This window comes from Enterobacter sp. HK169 (genome assembly GCF_001719105.1).
Taxonomy (GTDB): domain Bacteria; phylum Pseudomonadota; class Gammaproteobacteria; order Enterobacterales; family Enterobacteriaceae; genus Enterobacter; species Enterobacter asburiae_B.
Window position 1 is genome coordinate 3,257,077 of sequence record NZ_CP017087.1, and the last position, 17,469, is coordinate 3,274,545.

A 17,469-nucleotide genomic window follows, 5' to 3' on the forward strand; every position below is an offset into this window, starting at 1 on the left:
CTCACACTTATTCACTTCGCGCACGTTTGGATATTGCTTCTCTTTTGCCCCGGCAGGACAATGTTACCGATAACTGTTACCCGTAACAATTGACTGAGGGACACCCTTTGAGCACGACTAATCACGATCACCACGTCTACGTCCTGATGGGCGTTTCCGGTAGCGGGAAATCAGCCGTAGCCAGCGAAGTGGCGCATCAACTCCAGGCTGCGTTCCTTGATGGCGACTTCCTCCATCCGCGCAGCAACATCATGAAAATGGCCTCAGGCGAGCCGCTGAACGACGACGACCGCAAACCGTGGTTGCAGGCGCTGAATGACGCCGCGTTCGCCATGCAGCGTACCAACAAAGTCTCCCTGATTGTCTGCTCTGCGCTGAAAAAAACCTACCGCGACCTGCTGCGCGACGGTAACCCGAACCTCTCTTTCATCTACCTGAAAGGGGACTTCGAGGTGATTGAAAGCCGCCTGAAGGCGCGTAAAGGTCACTTCTTCAAAACCCAGATGCTGGTGACGCAGTTCGAAGCGCTGCAGGAGCCGGGTGATGATGAGAAAGACGTCTTAGTGGTTGATATCGATCAGTCACTGGAAGGTGTTGTTGCCAGCACCATCGAGGTCATTAATAAAAGGCAGTAAGTTTTGAGTACATTAACGCTAGTTTTGACAGCAGTGGGTTCCGTGTTGCTGCTGCTGTTTTTAGTGATGAAGGCGCGTATGCACGCTTTTGTCGCTTTGATGGTGGTTTCTATAGGTGCAGGTCTCTTTTCCGGTATGCCGCTCGACAAGATCGCCGCGACAATGGAAAAAGGGATGGGCGGCACGCTGGGCTTCCTGGCGATTGTGGTCGCCCTTGGCGCGATGTTTGGCAAGATTTTGCACGAGACGGGCGCGGTCGACCAGATTGCCGTCAAGATGCTGAAATCCTTTGGCCACAGCCGCGCGCACTACGCGATTGGTCTGGCTGGCCTGATTTGCGCGCTGCCGCTGTTCTTCGAAGTGGCCGTAGTGCTGCTGATAAGCGTCGCGTTCTCCATGGCGCGCCATACCGGCACTAACCTCGTGAAGCTGGTTATTCCGCTGTTTGCGGGCGTGGCCGCAGCCGCAGCGTTTCTGCTGCCGGGGCCTGCGCCGATGCTGCTGGCGTCCCAGATGCACGCCGACTTTGGCTGGATGATCCTGATTGGCCTGTGCGCGGCAATCCCGGGGATGATTATTGCCGGTCCGCTGTGGGGCAACTTCATCAGCCGTTACGTTGAGCTACACATTCCGGATGACATCACCGAGCCGCACCTCGGCGAGGGCAAAATGCCGTCCTTCGGCTTCAGCCTGTCGCTGATCCTGCTCCCGCTGGTTCTCGTGGGTCTGAAAACCATCGCCGCGCGCTTTGTGCCGGTGGGTTCCAGCGCCTACGAATGGTTCGAGTTCATCGGTCATCCGTTCACGGCGATCCTGGTGGCCTGTCTGGTGGCGATTTACGGCCTGGCGATGCGTCAGGGAATGCCGAAAGACCGGGTGATGGAGATCTGCGGTGCCGCGCTGCAGCCGGCGGGCATTATCCTGCTGGTGATCGGCGCTGGCGGCGTGTTCAAGCAGGTGCTGGTGGATTCCGGCGTGGGCCCGGCTCTGGGCGAAGCGCTGACCGGGATGGGCCTGCCGATTGCGGTCACCTGCTTCGTGCTGGCTGCGGCGGTGCGTATCATCCAGGGTTCCGCAACCGTGGCGTGCTTAACCGCCGTGGGTCTGGTGATGCCGGTGATTGAACAGCTGAACTACTCCGGTGCGCAGATGGCCGCGCTGTCTATCTGTATCGCGGGCGGTTCGATTGTGGTCTCTCACGTTAACGACGCGGGCTTCTGGCTGTTCGGTAAATTTACCGGCGCCACCGAAGCGCAAACCCTGAAAACCTGGACGCTGATGGAAACCATCCTTGGCACGACGGGTGCCATTGTCGGGATGATTGCTTTCACACTGCTGAGCTGAATGCGGTGATTTAACAAGGCTCAAAAATAAGGCCCGGTAGCGTTAACGCTTACCGGGCCTTTATATTATGCAGAACGCCAGGCCGGGTCAGGTGAAACCACCAACCTGGCTTTTTCACATCACTCGCCCTGCGTCGCGCTCTCGATCGTCAAACGCACATCTGACGTAATGAGTTCGGCCAGCATCTGGTACACCTTCAGCGTCTCTTCCGGCTCGGCATCACCCGTATCGCTGATGTAGCCTTCGTCACGCAGCGTCAGGACCAGAGAGCTGAAGACCGCTTTGTCGAAGAATTCCGGGGCGTTAATGCCGTGCAGAACGGACAGGCGCTGTGCCAGCGTCCGGCTCTCTTTCTCCAGCGTGCCGCGGTTGATAGACGGGTTCGCACTCAGCAGCCAGAACGTAATGGCGTAGCGCTGCAGCGTTTCGCGCGCACCGGCAGCAAGCAGTTGCAGGGTTCGGGAACGCGACGGATTGATGTGCAGCTCGTCATTTGAGACGGTGATCAGCCCCTGACGACGCAGCTCTTCCGTCAGTTTGTCCAGTTCGCCCGCCAGCTCGTCTTTGCTCCAGCGCAGGAACAGCTCCGCTTTCAGCATCGGATAGAGCGTCTCAACGTGACGCAATAGCTCCTGACGCGAAATACGGCGATGCTGGGTGATGATAGCCGCCATGAGTGACGGCAGCATCAGCATATGGGTGATGTTGTTGCGGTAGTAGGTCATCAGCACTGCCTGCTCGCGCGGCAGAATGATGATGTCGCCGATCGTGTCCTTTTCGACTTCAAACTTGTTCATCTGCAGCGCGTGATCGATAAGCTCACTGGCGGTAGCAGAAGGCACGGTTGAATCAACGGAATACGGCACATTGCGCATCATGTCCAGATAGCAATCCAGCTGCTCCGTGAGCTGTTCGCGGGTCAGCGAGCGCTGACGCGAAGCCAGAAGCGCCGTACAGCACAGGTTCATGGCGTTAGCCGCACCGGCGTTGTTAATGCGCACCATCAGCTCGGACGCGATGCCGTTGACCGTTGGCGTCAGCCAGGCCGGACGAATCGCTTCGATAGGATCGATGGACTCGCGCCACTCGGGAACGTGATGGTTCAGATACGTCATCAGCGGCATGGGTTCGCCGAAGTTCACGTAGCCCTGACCGAGATTGCGTAGCTTGCTCAAACCGCGCAGCATCTGCGGCAGGCTCTCTTTCTCTTTGGTCGCACCGCGCAGCTCTTTGGCGTACGTGCCCACTTCCATCACGTGCTCATAGCCAATGTAAATTGGCACCAGCGTGATTGGACGGGTTCCTCCGCGCAGCATCGCCTGAATGGTCATCGACAGCGTGCCGGTCTTCGGATCGAGCAGACGTCCGGTACGGGAACGACCGCCTTCCACGAAGTACTCCACGGAATAGCCGCGGCTGAACAGCTCGCCCAGATACTCGCGGAACACGGTGGAGTAGAGCTTGTTGCCCTTGAAGGTGCGACGGATAAAGAACGCGCCCAGGCGGCGGAAAATCGGACCTGCTGGCCAGAAATTCAGGTTGATACCGGCAGCAATGTGCGGCGGTACCAGCCCCTGGTGATAGAGCACGTAGGAAAGAAGCAGGTAGTCCATGTGGCTGCGGTGGCAGGGAACATAGACAATCTCATGGCCATCGTGCGCCAGCTGACGCACACGTTCGGCATTATGAACGTTGATGCCCTGATACAGGCGGTTCCAGGTAAAGCCGAGAATACGATCGGACAGGCGAATCATCTCGTAAGAGAAGTTCGCTGCAATCTCTTCCATCAGCGCAATGGCGTTCTGCTGGGCTTTCTCATGCGATATTTTCTTGCTGCGCGCTTCGTCTTCAACGGCGCGGGCAATCGCTTTGGAGGCCAAAAGCTTGTTGAACAGATCCTGACGCGCCGGGAGACGCGGCCCTACGGCAGCGAGGCGCTGGCGGGCGAAGTGCATACGCGCCACGCGCGCCAGTTTTTGCGCGATGATCTTGTCGGTACCGTGCTCGTCCGCCATACGACGCAGCGAAACGGAAGGGGAGAAACGCACAAAGCTGTCGCGTCCCAGCCAGGAGACCGCGAAGAACTTCTGGATGCCGTTAAGCATGCGCAGCGGCGGGTTCTCTTCACCTTTTTCACGGCCCGGACGACGACCAAACATCACCGACACCGGCACCATCTGCACATCCAGATCGGGGTTGCTGCGGTGCAGGTCAAGATAGTCGTGGAACAGCTTGATGGACTCTTCTTTTGGCGTGTAGTAGGTAAACACGCGCGGTCCACCGTGAATGAACACGTAGCGCGGCAGCAGCGTACCGTCAACTTCAAGCGGTTCAAGCGGGTCCGGTAAGTCATGCGCCAGACACTGGGCGCGCAGCGTCAGTAAGTCTGCCTTCGAGTTATAAGGCAAAACGTACATAATAGGACGCGACGTATCGAGCCCCAATTCCAGCGCGGGTTCTGCTGGGATAGACTTGCTTTTTACCAGGATGCTTAATGGTAAATTAAGTAATTTGTAGTAAATTCGTGGCCAGCCGGACATAAACGATGTAAAGCCTCTGGTTAATAATGCAATTGCGGCGCAAGGATAACAGAAAGCGCGCAAAATTTCTGTTGTTACCCGTCATACTTCAGGCTGTAGCGAAACGCGCTACAGTTCCTGTTACTGACGCTTTTTTTCATAAAAGGTTCTTTTAATGGCCAATAATACCACTGGGTTAACGCGTATCATCAAAGCCGCCGGCTATTCATGGAAAGGTTTCCGTGCCGCGTGGATCAACGAAGCCGCCTTTCGCCAGGAGGGCGTCGCCGCTATCATCGCGGTGATCATCGCCTGTTTCCTTGATGTTGATGCTATTACCCGCGTACTTCTTATCGGTTCCGTGCTTCTGGTGATGATAGTGGAAATTCTTAATAGCGCTATTGAAGCCGTTGTTGATCGCATTGGTTCAGATTTCCACGAGCTTTCTGGCCGCGCAAAAGACATGGGCTCTGCTGCCGTGTTGCTGGCGATTATCACTGCCGTTATCACCTGGGTCACGCTGCTTTGGTCACATTTCCGATGAGCCTCGAGGAATAATTAAGTCCCTGGTTTTTTGTGCAGTTTTTGGTTCCAAAATCGCCTTTGACTGTATATACTCACAGCATAACTGTATATACACCCAGGGGGCGGAATGAAAGCGTTAACGACCAGGCAGCAAGAGGTGTTTGATCTCATCCGGGATCATATCGGCCAGACGGGTATGCCACCCACGCGTGCGGAAATCGCGCAGCGTCTGGGCTTCCGTTCTCCGAATGCTGCCGAAGAACACCTGAAAGCGCTGGCGCGTAAAGGCGTGATTGAGATTGTTTCAGGCGCGTCACGCGGTATCCGCCTGCTGGTGGAAGAAGAGACGGGCATTCCGCTGATAGGCCGTGTTGCCGCCGGTGAGCCTTTACTGGCACAGCAGCATATTGAAGGCCACTACCAGGTCGATCCTGGCATGTTCAAACCGAGCGCAGATTTCCTGCTGCGCGTTAGCGGTATGTCGATGAAAGACATCGGTATTCTTGATGGCGATCTGCTTGCGGTGCACAAAACGCAGGATGTGCGTAACGGCCAGGTAGTTGTCGCGCGCATTGATGATGAAGTTACCGTCAAGCGTCTGAAAAAACAGGGTAACACCGTTCAGCTGCTGCCTGAAAACAATGAGTTCTCCCCGATTGTGGTCGATCTCCGCGAACACAACTTCTCTATCGAAGGACTGGCGGTTGGGGTCATTCGCAACGGTGAATGGCTGTAATCTCTTCCTGACAGGCTATGGCGCCGCTGTAGCCTGCTTCATTCTCCACTCCCGGTATTTTTCATGTCACTGCTGACGGAATCAGATAAGGCATTGTGGCGTCTCGCTCTGCCGATGATTTTCTCTAATATCACCGTGCCCTTGCTGGGGCTGGTCGATACTGCCGTTATTGGTCATCTTGATTCGCCTGTTTATCTTGGCGGCGTGGCGATTGGCGCGACGGCAACCAGCTTCCTGTTTATGCTGCTGCTCTTTTTGCGCATGAGCACCACCGGGCTCACGGCACAGGCTTATGGTGCAAAAGATCCGCTGCGTCTGGCGCGCGCGCTGGTCCAGCCGCTGATCCTTGCGCTTGGCGCGGGAGTGTTAATCGTTTTATTACGTACGCCCCTGATCGACCTTGCGCTCCATGTTGTCGGCGGCAGCGAGGCGGTACTGGCTCAGGCGCGCCGTTTCCTTGAAATTCGCTGGCTCAGCGCGCCCGCCTCGCTGGCAAACCTGGTTCTGCTGGGGTGGCTACTGGGCGTGCAGTACGCCCGTGCACCGGTGATTTTGCTGGTGGTAGGCAACCTTCTCAACATTGTGCTGGATGTCTGGCTGGTAATGGGCCTGCATATGAACGTGCGGGGCGCGGCGCTGGCGACGGCAATTGCCGAATACGGAACCTTTATTATTGGTCTGTGGATGGTCTGGCGCGTGCTGGCGATGCGCGGCATCTCCCTGGCGCTGCTCAAAACCGCATGGCGCGGCAATATCCGTAGGCTGCTGGCGCTTAATCGTGACATCATGCTGCGCTCGCTGCTGCTTCAGCTCTGCTTCGGCGCACTGACGGTTTTCGGGGCGCGACTGGGGCCAGAAATCGTCGCGATCAACGCGGTATTGATGACGCTACTGACCTTTACCGCCTACGCGCTGGACGGTTTTGCCTATGCGGTAGAAGCGCATTCCGGGCAGGCGTACGGGGCGCGCGAAAGCGGGCAGCTGCGGGATGTCTGGCGGGCAGCCTGCCGCCAGTCTGGGCTGGTGGCGCTGGCGTTCGGCCTGGTTTATGCCTGCCTTGGTGAGCAAATCGTCGCGTTGCTTACGTCTATCCCTGCGCTGCGCGAGCTGGCGAGTCACTATCTCATCTGGCAAGTCATCTTACCGGTGGTCGGCGTCTGGTGTTATCTGCTGGACGGCATGTTTATTGGTGCGACGCGCGGAGCGGAAATGCGCAACAGTATGGCAGTCGCGGCGGCAGGCTTTGGCCTGACGCTGCTGACGCTTCCCTGGCTGGGTAATCACGGTTTGTGGCTGGCCCTGGCCGTTTTCCTCTCGCTGAGAGGGATATCGCTGGCTTTTATCTGGCACCGCCACTGGCAAAACAATACCTGGTTCCCTTCACGTCACGATATATCGTGACGGTTAAAGATTCCGAATATCAAATCAACTGCCGAATCCTTAACTACAATAATTATCACGTCCAGCAGAAAAGAACGTAACGGACGTTACGACCCGACGCTTAACTAAGAGGACACGATGATGAATAAAGACGAAATCGGCGGCAACTGGAAGCAGTTCAAAGGTAAAGCGAAAGAACAGTGGGGTAAGCTGACCGATGACGATATGACCGTCATTGAAGGTAAACGCGATCAGCTTGTCGGTAAAATCCAGGAGCGTTACGGCTACGCGAAAGACCAGGCGGAAAAAGAAGTGGGCGACTGGGAAAAACGCAACGACTACCGCTGGTAAGCGGGCTATACCCGCAAGTACAAGGAAGTACACCCTGAGGGCGGCCATGAGCCGCCTTTGCTTTTACTACTGCTAACGCGGTTTTTTCTTCACAAGAATAGAGTGGTCGTGCTGACATGCGTCCTGATGACGGCAGGCTTCCACTTCCACGCAGGCAGAGCACAGTCCGTGCGCTTCAATCACGTTATGACGCAGGGCAAAACCCATTTTCGCCGCCAGCGTATGCATAATATCTTCCACGCCTTCCGCAGCCTCTTCTTTCACCACGCCGCAGCGGTCGCAGATAAACATCGCCGATGTATGGGTGGGCTGATCGAACAGATGGCACAACACGTAGCTGTTGGTGGACTCAACTTTATGCACGAATCCTTGTTCCAGCAGGAAATCAAGGGCGCGATACACGGTTGGTGGTTTCGCCTGCGGCTCGCTTTCGCGGAGCAGGTCCAGCAGATCGTAAGCGCTGATGGCACCCTGCTGCAGGCTCATCAGACGTAAGACTTCAAGGCGCTGCGGAGTCAGGCGCACATTGCGTTGCGCACACAGCTTTTCGGCCTGCGCTAACAGCTCTTTTGTGGACTTATCCATTTAGCACCCCGGATGTTATAGGACGGAAAACCCTCACTTTATCATGTTCTGGTAAAAACGCCGAGATCCGCCAGTCTGTGCTATACCTGACCCATTGCAAACCGGGAAATAAACAATGAAAAAACCTGACTGTATTCGGCACTGGCGCGACGTTGAAGGCGCGGATGATTCGACCTATCCAGATAGCGATGAGCGTTTTTCTATCGGCGCCCCGTTGGCTCGCAAGCTTGGGCTCGGGCGCATTGGTATCCATCACGAGCGTTTACCGCCAGGGCGCAGGACGTCCTATCCGCACGCGGAAAGCGATGAAGAAGAATTCGTTTATGTGCTCGAAGGTCATCCAGAAGCGTGGATCAATGGCTATTTATGGAAACTTGAACCGGGCGACAGCGTGGGGTTTCCTGCCGGAACCGGTATCTGCCACACCTTTATCAACAACACGGACGAAGAGGTGCGGTTACTGGTCGTTGGCGAGGCCAACAAAAAGCACAACCGCATCTACTATCCGCTTAACCCCGTGTATGCCGCCACGCGTGAGGATCGCTGGGTAGACCACCCGCCCCAGTTTTTTGGACCGCATGATGGAAAACCTGGGAAAAAATAATTTCCTCTTCTATAAATATTGAGGGCCGTCACAAAATATAACAGGCCGTAAGGGAATTTTACTTAGGGATAGAAATAGCGGGTCTTTTACTACTTATTCACAGCAATAGTTCGTTCCTGTTTGGGTGATAACAGACAGGGGTTATTTCATAACAGACTATAACGGGCATACTGTGAAAAAAAATTTTAAATTTTCGGTGGTTAGTATCGCTGTTTCCTTGTTTATGGCAAATCAGGCGGGAGCAGCCAATACCTGGACAGAATCACGTAGCGACGCAATGGGTGGCACTGGCGTTGCCTCCGGGAGCTATGGTAGCGGGGCGTTAATCAACCCCGCGTTGCTGGCAAAGGCAAAACCGGACGATGATGTGACGGTTATTTTGCCGTCCGTTGGCGTACAGGTGACGGATGAGGACAATCTTCAGGACGAGATTGATACCATCAACGACAAAATCAATCACTATAAGGATGTGGTTGATGACCTCACGCCAAGGGAGATCATCACCAATCCGTTAGGTTCCATTAATCAATTCCAGGGCGCGGCCAAAGATCTGGCCGATGAGCTGGACTATCTCAAGGGTAAAACCGCACGCGCGACGGCAGGTGCCGGGCTTGCCGTGAGTATCCCTAACGATGTGCTTTCCGTGGCCTTTATGGCGAAAGGCTACGCCCATGGCCGGGTGAGTTCGTCTATCGATCAGCAAGATATTGATTATCTGCGCGGTATTCAACAAAGCAAGGTGGTGGCTGCCGGTGTTGCCCTGGACGCTGCGCTGAACGGCACGGATCAGATCACTAAAAATCTCAACTCAACGGCGTCTGGCCGGGCAGCGATTGTGTCCGACTATGGTGTTGCCGTTGCCCGTCAGTTTGACCTCGGCGGCGTCCCGGTTTCCGTAGGCGTGACGCCAAAGCTGCAAAAAACCTGGGTCTATAACTACACCACGTCAATCTACGATTACGACAGTAATAAGTGGAACGACAGCCGCTACCGCACGGACGACACGGGCTTTAACGTCGATGCCGGTATCGCGGCTGATTTCGGCGAACACTGGACGGTTGGCGTGAGCGGTCAAAACCTGATGTCGCGCGATATCGACACCAAAGATATCCGTATCCGCAACGGCCGGACGGGAGAAGTGGTGAGCTACAAAGACACCTACCAGATCCGTCCGCTGGTGACCGCCGGCGCCGCCTGGCATAACGACCTGGTGACGCTGACCGCCGATGGCGATCTGACGGAGACCAAAGGCTTCAAGAGCGAAGATACGTCGCAGTACGTGGGCGTCGGTGCCGAGGTTACGCCGCTCAGCTGGCTGGCGGTGCGTGCGGGTTATCGCGCGGACGTGAAGGGTAACGACAGCAATGTCTTTACCGGCGGTGTCGGCTTCGCACCGTTCAGTACCGTTCATGTTGACCTGATGGGACTTTACGGTGAGGACGAAACCTGGGGTGCCGGGGCTCAGCTGAGCATGACGTTCTAAAGTCCACCGGAGGCGCTGCGCCTCCGGCTTTTCTTTGTGCTATAGTAGCGCCCCTTTTCCACCAGATGCTTAAAACTTCGCCATGTCGTCAGAATTACAGACCGCTTTCCCTGCACACCGTTTCTCCATTGCGCCGATGCTCGACTGGACGGACAGACACTGCCGCTACTTCCTGCGCCAGCTCTCCCGCCATACGCTGCTGTACACCGAAATGGTGACCACGGGCGCAATCATTCACGGGAAGGGCGACTATCTGGCCTATAGCGAAGAAGAGCATCCGGTTGCCCTGCAGCTGGGCGGTAGCGATCCGGCCGCGCTGGCGCAGTGCGCGAAGCTGGCGGAAGAACGCGGCTACGACGAGATCAACCTGAACGTTGGCTGCCCGTCCGACCGCGTGCAAAACGGCATGTTTGGCGCCTGTCTGATGGGGAATGCACAGCTGGTAGCGGACTGTATCAAGGCGATGCGCGATGTGGTCTCCATTCCGGTCACGGTCAAAACCCGTATCGGCATTGACGACCAGGACAGCTACGAATTTCTGTGCGACTTCATCAACACGGTATCCGGGGAAGGCGAGTGTGAGATGTTCATCATCCACGCGCGAAAAGCCTGGCTCTCCGGCCTCAGCCCGAAAGAGAACCGCGAGATCCCGCCGCTGGACTATCCGCGCGTGTATCAACTGAAGCGTGACTTTCCGCACCTGACGATGTCCATCAACGGCGGCATCAAGTCGCTGGAAGAGGCCAAAGCGCATCTGGTGCATATGGATGGCGTGATGGTCGGCCGCGAGGCGTATCAGAACCCGGGCATTCTGGCGACGGTCGATCGCGAAATCTTTGGTATCGAAGGCGCGGACACCGATCCGGTTGCCGTCGTGCGTGCGATGTACCCTTACATTGAGCATGAGTTGAGCAATGGCACGTATCTCGGCCATATCACTCGCCATATGCTTGGCCTGTTCCAGGGTATTCCGGGCGCGCGTCAGTGGCGCCGCTACCTGAGCGAGAATGCGCATAAAGCCGGAGCCGATATTGAGGTGCTGGAACATGCGCTGCGACTGGTGGCGGACAAGCGATAACTTTCGCTAAAAGTTCGTCAAATTCACCACGCCCTGCGAACGTTCGCGGGGCGTTTTGCTTTAATAACAACAGGTTAATACTGGCATGATTCTTGTAGTGCTGACTGCATTACTCGGGAACTCGTGGGAGAGCACCATGCTGGAACTACTTTTTGTGATTGGCTTTTTTGTCATGCTGTTAGCGACAGGCGTTTCGCTGCTCGGCATTCTGGCGGCTATCGTGGTGGCGACGGTGGTCATGTTTATTGGCGGATTGTTTGCGCTGACGATCAAACTGTTGCCGTGGCTACTGCTGGCCATTGCGGTCGTGTGGGTGATTCGGGCGATTAAAGCGCCAAAAGTGCCCAGTTATCAGCGCAATAACCGCTTCCGTTACTAAGGTATTGAGGGGTTCGTCACATACTTGTAACTTTTCCGGCGGCATGGCTTAGAACAGAATAGGATTTAGTTATCGAATCTGTCACTATGACTGCCGTTAAAGAATTCATCGAGCTGTACCCTACATACAGCCGAACTAAAAAAAGAAAGGGCTTCCCACGGGAAGCCCAATTTCTTTTTGGGGCTCAGGGAATCAACAAGCTCGACCCCTGCGTCGCCCGGCTCTCCAGCACCTCATGCGCGCGCTGCGCATCGGTCAGCGCGAATTTCTGCGCATCTGCCACATCCACTTTGATGACGCCGCTGGCGATCAGCGAGAAAAGCTCGTTGCTGGCTTCCTCAAGTTCTTCCCGGTTGGTGATGTATCCCTGCAGGGAAGGGCGAGTCACATACAGCGAACCTTTCTGATTCAGAATACCGAGATTAACGCCGGTGACCGCGCCAGACGCATTGCCGAAGCTGACCATCAGACCACGGCGCTGCAGACAGTCCAGCGACGCTTCCCACGTGTCTTTCCCCACCGAGTCATACACCACGCGCACTTTTTTGCCGCTGGTGATCTCCTTCAGCCGCTCAACAATGCTCTCTTCACGATAGTTAATCACCTGCCAGGCGCCCGCCTGCAGCGCGCGCTGCGCTTTTTGTGCATTTCCGACGGTGCCGATCAGCTTCGCGCCCAGTGCTTTTGCCCACTGACAGGCGATGAGCCCGACGCCACCCGCTGCGGCATGAAACAGGAACTGCTCGTCGGGCTTAATTTCATAGGTTTTGCGCAGCAGGTAGTAAACCGTCAGACCTTTCAGGAACGAGGCCGCCGCCTGCTCAAAGGAGATGGCGTTAGGCAGCAGGGCGGCTTTATCCGCCGGAACGTTGTGGACGGAGCTGTAAGCGCCCAGCGCAGACTGCGCGTACACCACGCGGTCGCCCTCTTTAATATGCTTAACCGCGCTGCCCACTTTGACGACGACCCCAGCTGCCTCAGTGCCCAGGCCGCTCGGCATTGACGGCGGCGGGTAGAGACCGCCGCGAATATAGGTGTCGATGTAGTTTATGCCTATGGCTTTGTTTTCAACCTGCACTTCGTTTTCGCCAGGCGCGGCAGGGGTGAACTCCACCGCTTTCAGTACGTCTGGCCCACCGTGTTTCTGGAATTCAATGCGCGTTGCCATGCTCCCTCCGTAAGAAAAATATGGTAATCTTTCGACCCACTCTTTATCTCGGTAACTCCATTCACTATGGCAGGAAACAAACCCTTCAACAAACAGACTGAACCTCGCGAGCGTGATTTCCAGGTCGCAGGGTTAAAGGTCCCGCCGCACTCGATTGAAGCGGAACAGTCGGTGTTGGGCGGTTTAATGCTGGATAACGAACGCTGGGACGACGTCGCCGAGCGCGTTGTGGCGGAAGATTTCTACACCCGCCCGCACCGCCACATCTTTACCGAAATGGCGCGTCTGCAGGAGTCGGGCAGCCCAATCGACCTGATCACGCTCGCGGAATCGCTGGAGCGCCTTGGTCAGCTCGACAGCTGCGGCGGGTTTGCCTATCTGGCGGAACTGTCAAAAAACACGCCTAGTGCAGCGAACATCAGCGCGTATGCCGATATCGTGCGCGAACGTGCCGTCGTCCGCGAGATGATCTCGGTGGCGAATGAGATCGCCGAGGCCGGTTTTGATCCGCAGGGGCGCACCAGCGAAGACCTGCTCGATCTGGCTGAATCCCGCGTCTTTAAAATCGCCGAAAGCCGCGCCAATAAAGACGAAGGTCCAAAAAACATCGCCGATGTCCTCGACGCCACCGTTGCCCGTATCGAACAGCTGTTCCAGCAGCCGCACGACGGTGTGACCGGGGTAAACACCGGCTATGACGATTTGAACAAGAAAACCGCCGGTCTGCAGCCGTCGGATTTGATTATCGTCGCCGCGCGTCCGTCGATGGGTAAAACTACCTTTGCGATGAACCTCGTCGAAAACGCGGCGATGTTGCAGGATAAGCCGGTGCTGATCTTCAGCCTTGAGATGCCCTCCGAGCAGATTATGATGCGTTCTCTGGCGTCGCTGTCGCGCGTGGATCAGACCCGCATTCGTACCGGCCAGCTCGATGATGAAGACTGGGCGCGCATTTCCGGCACCATGGGCATTCTGCTGGAAAAACGTAACATCTATATCGATGACTCCTCCGGCCTGACGCCGACGGAAGTGCGCTCCCGCGCGCGCCGTATTGCCCGTGAACACGGCGGCATCGGCCTCATCATGATCGACTACCTTCAGCTTATGCGCGTCCCGTCGCTTTCCGACAACCGTACGCTTGAAATTGCGGAGATTTCCCGCTCGCTCAAGGCGTTAGCCAAAGAGCTGCACGTACCGGTCGTTGCGCTGTCGCAGCTGAACCGCTCTCTGGAACAACGCGCCGACAAGCGCCCGGTCAACTCTGACCTGCGTGAGTCCGGCTCCATCGAGCAGGATGCCGACTTAATCATGTTTATCTACCGTGATGAGGTTTATCACGAGAACAGCGACCTGAAAGGGATCGCCGAAATTATTATTGGTAAACAACGTAACGGCCCAATCGGGACGGTGCGTCTGACCTTTAACGGACAGTGGTCGCGTTTCGACAACTATGCCGGTCCTCAATATGATGATGAGTAATTTCTAAGGAATTCAAATGCAAGCGGCAACTGTTGTTATTAACCGCCGCGCTCTGCGACACAACCTGCAACGTCTGCGTGAACTGGCGCCTGCCAGCAAGCTCGTTGCAGTCGTGAAAGCGAACGCTTACGGACACGGTCTTCTTGAGACCGCGCGAACGCTCCCCGATGCCGACGCCTTTGGCGTCGCCCGTCTTGAAGAAGCCCTCCGCCTGCGCGCGGGCGGCATTACTCAACCCATACTGCTCCTCGAAGGCTTTTTCGAAGCCACAGATTTACCGACCATTGCTGACCAGCATCTGCACACGGCGGTACATAACGAAGAACAGCTCGCCGCACTGGAAACCGCCGAGCTGAGCGAGCCGGTGACCGTCTGGATGAAGCTCGACACGGGCATGCACCGTCTGGGCGTGCGTCCGGAAAGCGCGGAAGCGTTTTATCTGCGTTTATGCCGGTGCAAAAACGTGCGTCAGCCGGTGAATATCGTCAGCCACTTCGCCCGCGCCGATGAGCCCGAGTGCGGTGCGACCGAGCGCCAGCTGGATATCTTTAACAGCTTCTGCGAAGGCAAGCCGGGGATGCGCTCGATTGCGGCATCCGGCGGTATTCTGCTGTGGCCGCAGTCGCATTTCGACTGGGCGCGACCGGGCATCATTCTCTACGGCGTGTCGCCGCTGGAGAATAAACCCTGGGGGCCGGACTTTGGTTTCCAGCCGGTCATGTCGCTGGTCTCTAACCTGATTGCCGTGCGTGACCATAAAGCGGGCGAGCCGGTGGGCTACGGCGGTACCTGGACCAGCGAGCGTGATACCCGTCTCGGCGTGGTGGCGATGGGCTATGGTGACGGCTATCCGCGCGCCGCGCCGTCGGGCACGCCGGTTCTGGTCAACGGTCGCGAGGTGAAGATCGTCGGCCGCGTGGCGATGGACATGATTTGTGTCGATCTGGGGCCTGAAGCCCAGGATAAGCCCGGCGACGATGTCATGATGTGGGGCGAAGGTTTGCCCGTCGAACGCATTGCTGAAATTACGAAAGTGAGTGCTTACGAACTTATCACGCGCCTGACGTCAAGGGTGGCGATGAAGTACATCGACTGAGACTCGCAGATAGTCGTCCAACGGCATTAGCTGCCGTTGGACGCGTAACGCTTATTTCAACACGTTATAGATCGCCTGATTAGTCAAATAATCCGACGCGAGCCCTGACTCCGGACTGAAGCGCGAACCCTGGATGGACGAGAACCGTTTTCCGGTGCTGCCCAACGAGACATAACGCTCCCCCCCATCGTTTTCCGAAATGGTGTACACCGTTTTCTGCATCTCGGCGAATAGCGGAGCGTTACGCTGAATGGCCTGATGCAATTCCAGCAGCTGCACTCCATCCAGATTGAGCTTTTTATCCAGCGTGACGCCCCATCTTTGCAAGCAAACTTCTGCAAAATGACGCACGATCGTGCCGGGCTCATGGACCACTTTTTCCCCGATATTCCCATTGGCCGAAGCATTCCCTACCAGCGTAGCGTGGCGACCAGACATGGGATAAATATGGACTTTTGTCGCGCTATCGGTCTGCGGAATGACGCACGAGAAACCTTTTGATCGCTCATGTCTGGCATAGAAAGCCACATACTCCTTCACGTTGCTGCCCAGAGTGACTTTGTCCGCCTGGAAATTACCCATGCCCGGAACCGGATCGACCGCAAAAATATTCACCGGAATCGTCGTTAAAAGGGGATCGGCAAGCATTGCATTGGCAAGCATATGGCAGCTAATTCCGCCCCGGCTCCACCCAACAAGGTTCACCTGAGTGGGCAGGATCTGACCCTGGCGGAAGGTTTTGATGATTTGCTGCTGCAGCGCCTGCTGGGTCACTTTACGATCGCCATAGTCATATTTGCGCCACCAAAATGAGCCGGTAACCTCAACGTCCTGAATCGGTACGCCCGCCTTTTTAAGCTGCTCATAGTTTTCTTTTGTGAGCTTCTCACGCTGCCAGTCAACGTGTCCTTTGATAATATTGATCGCATGCTGAACATTCTCATTCCAGCCGCTGCCCAGAAGCTGGGCGCGAAGCTGAGAATATTCTCCGCTTTTGACCCAAAGCTCATCGCTTTGTAGATTGCCGCTCCCCGGACCATCAAGAATGACCCATTCGGCGAACTCTTTACCCTTGTTATTGGCTGCCAGAGAAGAGATGAGCTCGCCGTTCCAGTAATTAGCATGAGACTCATCAAATTTATTAGATCCAGTACCACAGAAATACACTGTTAGTATTGTCATAAATGACCTCATTGAAATATTAATATGTAGGTGGATGGCACGCGTGCAGTAAAATAATAAGTGCCAGCAATATTTCTGGGAATATGCTATTGAGCCCAGGCTGTTTTTAATAACGATAAGATCGTTCTTAATTAAACATGGCTATGTTTAATGTTTAGTACTGCTTAACTTTTTGCTTTGGATATATGACATTTGCCTTATGCCGAATGCTGTTTTTACAGTTTTGTAATAGCACGCATACTTAATTTCGGAATAAGTTGGTTGAATAACCTAAGAAAATAGATTTCACACGGGGTTATGCTACGATGAATATATTAATGATCGATGAATTACCGATCTTCATTCACGGTATGAAAACAGAGCTGGAACGCGTCATGCCGGAATGCACTGTTTTTGCAGCGAACAACTTTGAAGATGCACACGCAATTTTAACCTCTATGCCGGTCAGCATTATTTTGCTGGATGGTGAAATGAAGTGCCGTGATTTTATCACTAATTTGATGACAAACTGGCCTGAGCTACCGATCGTGGTGATGTTACGAAAAACGACGGATAAGATATTCAACTTCTACATCCGCCAAAGCATTAAGGGCATTTTTACCAAGGATCTCCCCGCCGAGAAAATCAGCCAGATACTTTGCATGGTTTCCTCGGGGGTGGTCTGTTTTCCGGAGCAAGCCGTGGTCCAGCGAGAACAACCCACTGGCGGTTTGCCAATCTACTCCCTGAGTCGTCGGCAGAAGGAGGTTCTTAAGCTGCTGGCGAATGGGGGAACAAATAAGCAGATCAGCCGGCAATTGAATATCAGCGCAGGTACGGTCAAAGTGCATCTGGAATCCATCTTTCACCGACTACAGGTCAACAATCGGACGCAGGCCGCAATGCTCTATTTTAAATATATGTCTAATTAGCCGCTTTTCAGCAA

At 55.3% G+C, this 17,469-nt stretch carries 17 protein-coding genes; 13 read left to right on the forward strand and 4 right to left on the reverse strand.

The window, feature by feature from the left end:
- Positions 1-107 precede the first annotated feature (107 nt).
- Together gntK and gntU are read left to right on the forward strand one after the other, a co-directional pair.
- Entirely contained in the window at positions 108-635 is a 528-nt protein-coding gene (gene gntK, locus EnteroDNA1_RS15440) for a gluconokinase (protein WP_058842052.1), read from the forward strand.
- A gap of 3 nt (positions 636-638) precedes the next feature.
- Positions 639-1,979 carry a gluconate transporter gene (gene gntU, locus EnteroDNA1_RS15445; RefSeq protein WP_010436459.1) on the forward strand — a complete coding sequence of 447 codons (1,341 nt, stop codon included), beginning with the start codon at positions 639-641 and terminating at the stop codon, positions 1,977-1,979.
- Between the two features lie 119 nt (positions 1,980-2,098).
- On the opposite strand, the gene plsB is transcribed toward gntU, so the two are convergent.
- Complete coding sequence (gene plsB / locus EnteroDNA1_RS15450; protein WP_033144402.1) at positions 2,099-4,519, reverse strand: glycerol-3-phosphate 1-O-acyltransferase PlsB; 2,421 nt, start codon at positions 4,517-4,519, stop codon at positions 2,099-2,101.
- Positions 4,520-4,673: 154 nt separating this feature from the next.
- On the opposite strand from plsB, the gene EnteroDNA1_RS15455 reads away from it, so the two are divergent.
- From EnteroDNA1_RS15455 to EnteroDNA1_RS15470, 4 genes are all read left to right on the forward strand, one after another.
- Positions 4,674-5,042: a diacylglycerol kinase gene (locus EnteroDNA1_RS15455; RefSeq protein ID WP_023334158.1), complete on the forward strand. Its 369-nt coding sequence runs from the start codon at positions 4,674-4,676 to the stop codon at positions 5,040-5,042.
- A gap of 108 nt (positions 5,043-5,150) precedes the next feature.
- Positions 5,151-5,759, forward strand: coding sequence for a transcriptional repressor LexA (lexA, locus tag EnteroDNA1_RS15460; protein WP_023310039.1), 609 nt, complete (start codon positions 5,151-5,153; stop codon positions 5,757-5,759).
- A gap of 63 nt (positions 5,760-5,822) precedes the next feature.
- The gene (gene dinF, locus EnteroDNA1_RS15465; RefSeq protein WP_069303526.1) at positions 5,823-7,160 is read left to right on the forward strand and encodes an MATE family efflux transporter DinF; all 1,338 of its coding nucleotides are present in this window, start codon (positions 5,823-5,825) and stop codon (positions 7,158-7,160) included.
- Positions 7,161-7,280: 120 nt separating this feature from the next.
- On the forward strand, positions 7,281-7,490 hold the full coding sequence (locus tag EnteroDNA1_RS15470; protein WP_014830284.1) for a CsbD family protein: 210 nt from the start codon (positions 7,281-7,283) through the stop codon (positions 7,488-7,490).
- Positions 7,491-7,562: 72 nt separating this feature from the next.
- Here EnteroDNA1_RS15470 and zur read toward each other — a convergent pair whose 3' ends face one another.
- Positions 7,563-8,075, reverse strand: coding sequence for a zinc uptake transcriptional repressor Zur (gene zur / locus EnteroDNA1_RS15475; protein ID WP_008503369.1), 513 nt, complete (start codon positions 8,073-8,075; stop codon positions 7,563-7,565).
- 115 nt (positions 8,076-8,190) lie between these two features.
- On the opposite strand from zur, the gene EnteroDNA1_RS15480 reads away from it, so the two are divergent.
- The 4 genes from EnteroDNA1_RS15480 (at position 8,191) to pspG (ending at position 11,619) form a co-directional block, all read left to right on the forward strand.
- The gene (locus EnteroDNA1_RS15480) at positions 8,191-8,679 is read left to right on the forward strand and encodes a cupin domain-containing protein (RefSeq protein WP_023310041.1); all 489 of its coding nucleotides are present in this window, start codon (positions 8,191-8,193) and stop codon (positions 8,677-8,679) included.
- A gap of 172 nt (positions 8,680-8,851) precedes the next feature.
- On the forward strand, positions 8,852-10,162 hold the full coding sequence (locus EnteroDNA1_RS15485) for a conjugal transfer protein TraF (RefSeq protein ID WP_033144404.1): 1,311 nt from the start codon (positions 8,852-8,854) through the stop codon (positions 10,160-10,162).
- An 82-nt stretch (positions 10,163-10,244) separates the two neighbouring features.
- The gene (gene dusA / locus EnteroDNA1_RS15490; protein WP_069303527.1) at positions 10,245-11,240 is read left to right on the forward strand and encodes a tRNA dihydrouridine(20/20a) synthase DusA; all 996 of its coding nucleotides are present in this window, start codon (positions 10,245-10,247) and stop codon (positions 11,238-11,240) included.
- 136 nt (positions 11,241-11,376) lie between these two features.
- The gene (gene pspG, locus EnteroDNA1_RS15495) at positions 11,377-11,619 is read left to right on the forward strand and encodes an envelope stress response protein PspG (RefSeq protein ID WP_023310044.1); all 243 of its coding nucleotides are present in this window, start codon (positions 11,377-11,379) and stop codon (positions 11,617-11,619) included.
- Positions 11,620-11,803: 184 nt separating this feature from the next.
- Here pspG and EnteroDNA1_RS15500 read toward each other — a convergent pair whose 3' ends face one another.
- Entirely contained in the window at positions 11,804-12,787 is a 984-nt protein-coding gene (locus tag EnteroDNA1_RS15500; protein ID WP_039264131.1) for a quinone oxidoreductase, read from the reverse strand.
- Between the two features lie 66 nt (positions 12,788-12,853).
- Between EnteroDNA1_RS15500 and dnaB the strand changes: the two genes are divergently transcribed.
- Positions 12,854-14,266: a replicative DNA helicase gene (gene dnaB, locus EnteroDNA1_RS15505; RefSeq protein ID WP_023310046.1), complete on the forward strand. Its 1,413-nt coding sequence runs from the start codon at positions 12,854-12,856 to the stop codon at positions 14,264-14,266.
- Positions 14,267-14,282: 16 nt separating this feature from the next.
- Positions 14,283-15,362, forward strand: coding sequence for an alanine racemase (gene alr / locus EnteroDNA1_RS15510; protein ID WP_069303528.1), 1,080 nt, complete (start codon positions 14,283-14,285; stop codon positions 15,360-15,362).
- A 51-nt stretch (positions 15,363-15,413) separates the two neighbouring features.
- Here the strand turns inward: alr and EnteroDNA1_RS15515 are convergent, their stop codons facing one another.
- Complete coding sequence (locus EnteroDNA1_RS15515) at positions 15,414-16,544, reverse strand: hypothetical protein (RefSeq protein WP_069303529.1); 1,131 nt, start codon at positions 16,542-16,544, stop codon at positions 15,414-15,416.
- Positions 16,545-16,861: 317 nt separating this feature from the next.
- Between EnteroDNA1_RS15515 and EnteroDNA1_RS15520 the strand changes: the two genes are divergently transcribed.
- The gene (locus EnteroDNA1_RS15520) at positions 16,862-17,455 is read left to right on the forward strand and encodes a response regulator transcription factor (RefSeq protein WP_223862650.1); all 594 of its coding nucleotides are present in this window, start codon (positions 16,862-16,864) and stop codon (positions 17,453-17,455) included.
- The last annotated feature ends 14 nt before the right edge of the window (positions 17,456-17,469 follow it).

What these genes read in the sequence shown, in the direction of transcription:
- EnteroDNA1_RS15520 (WP_223862650.1), top strand. Translation starts at nt 16,862, where the DNA reads ATGATCGATGAATTACCGATCTTCATTCACGGTATGAAAACAGAGCTG.
- EnteroDNA1_RS15480 (WP_023310041.1), top strand. Translation starts at nt 8,191, where the DNA reads ATGAAAAAACCTGACTGTATTCGGCACTGGCGCGACGTTGAAGGCGCG.
- EnteroDNA1_RS15455 (WP_023334158.1), top strand. Translation starts at nt 4,674, where the DNA reads ATGGCCAATAATACCACTGGGTTAACGCGTATCATCAAAGCCGCCGGC.
- EnteroDNA1_RS15470 (WP_014830284.1), top strand. Translation starts at nt 7,281, where the DNA reads ATGAATAAAGACGAAATCGGCGGCAACTGGAAGCAGTTCAAAGGTAAA.
- plsB (WP_033144402.1), bottom strand. Translation starts at nt 4,519, where the DNA reads ATGTCCGGCTGGCCACGAATTTACTACAAATTACTTAATTTACCATTA.
- zur (WP_008503369.1), bottom strand. Translation starts at nt 8,075, where the DNA reads ATGGATAAGTCCACAAAAGAGCTGTTAGCGCAGGCCGAAAAGCTGTGT.
- pspG (WP_023310044.1), top strand. Translation starts at nt 11,377, where the DNA reads ATGCTGGAACTACTTTTTGTGATTGGCTTTTTTGTCATGCTGTTAGCG.
- dinF (WP_069303526.1), top strand. Translation starts at nt 5,823, where the DNA reads ATGTCACTGCTGACGGAATCAGATAAGGCATTGTGGCGTCTCGCTCTG.
- EnteroDNA1_RS15500 (WP_039264131.1), bottom strand. Translation starts at nt 12,787, where the DNA reads ATGGCAACGCGCATTGAATTCCAGAAACACGGTGGGCCAGACGTACTG.
- EnteroDNA1_RS15515 (WP_069303529.1), bottom strand. Translation starts at nt 16,544, where the DNA reads ATGACAATACTAACAGTGTATTTCTGTGGTACTGGATCTAATAAATTT.
- lexA (WP_023310039.1), top strand. Translation starts at nt 5,151, where the DNA reads ATGAAAGCGTTAACGACCAGGCAGCAAGAGGTGTTTGATCTCATCCGG.
- dusA (WP_069303527.1), top strand. Translation starts at nt 10,245, where the DNA reads ATGTCGTCAGAATTACAGACCGCTTTCCCTGCACACCGTTTCTCCATT.
- dnaB (WP_023310046.1), top strand. Translation starts at nt 12,854, where the DNA reads ATGGCAGGAAACAAACCCTTCAACAAACAGACTGAACCTCGCGAGCGT.
- alr (WP_069303528.1), top strand. Translation starts at nt 14,283, where the DNA reads ATGCAAGCGGCAACTGTTGTTATTAACCGCCGCGCTCTGCGACACAAC.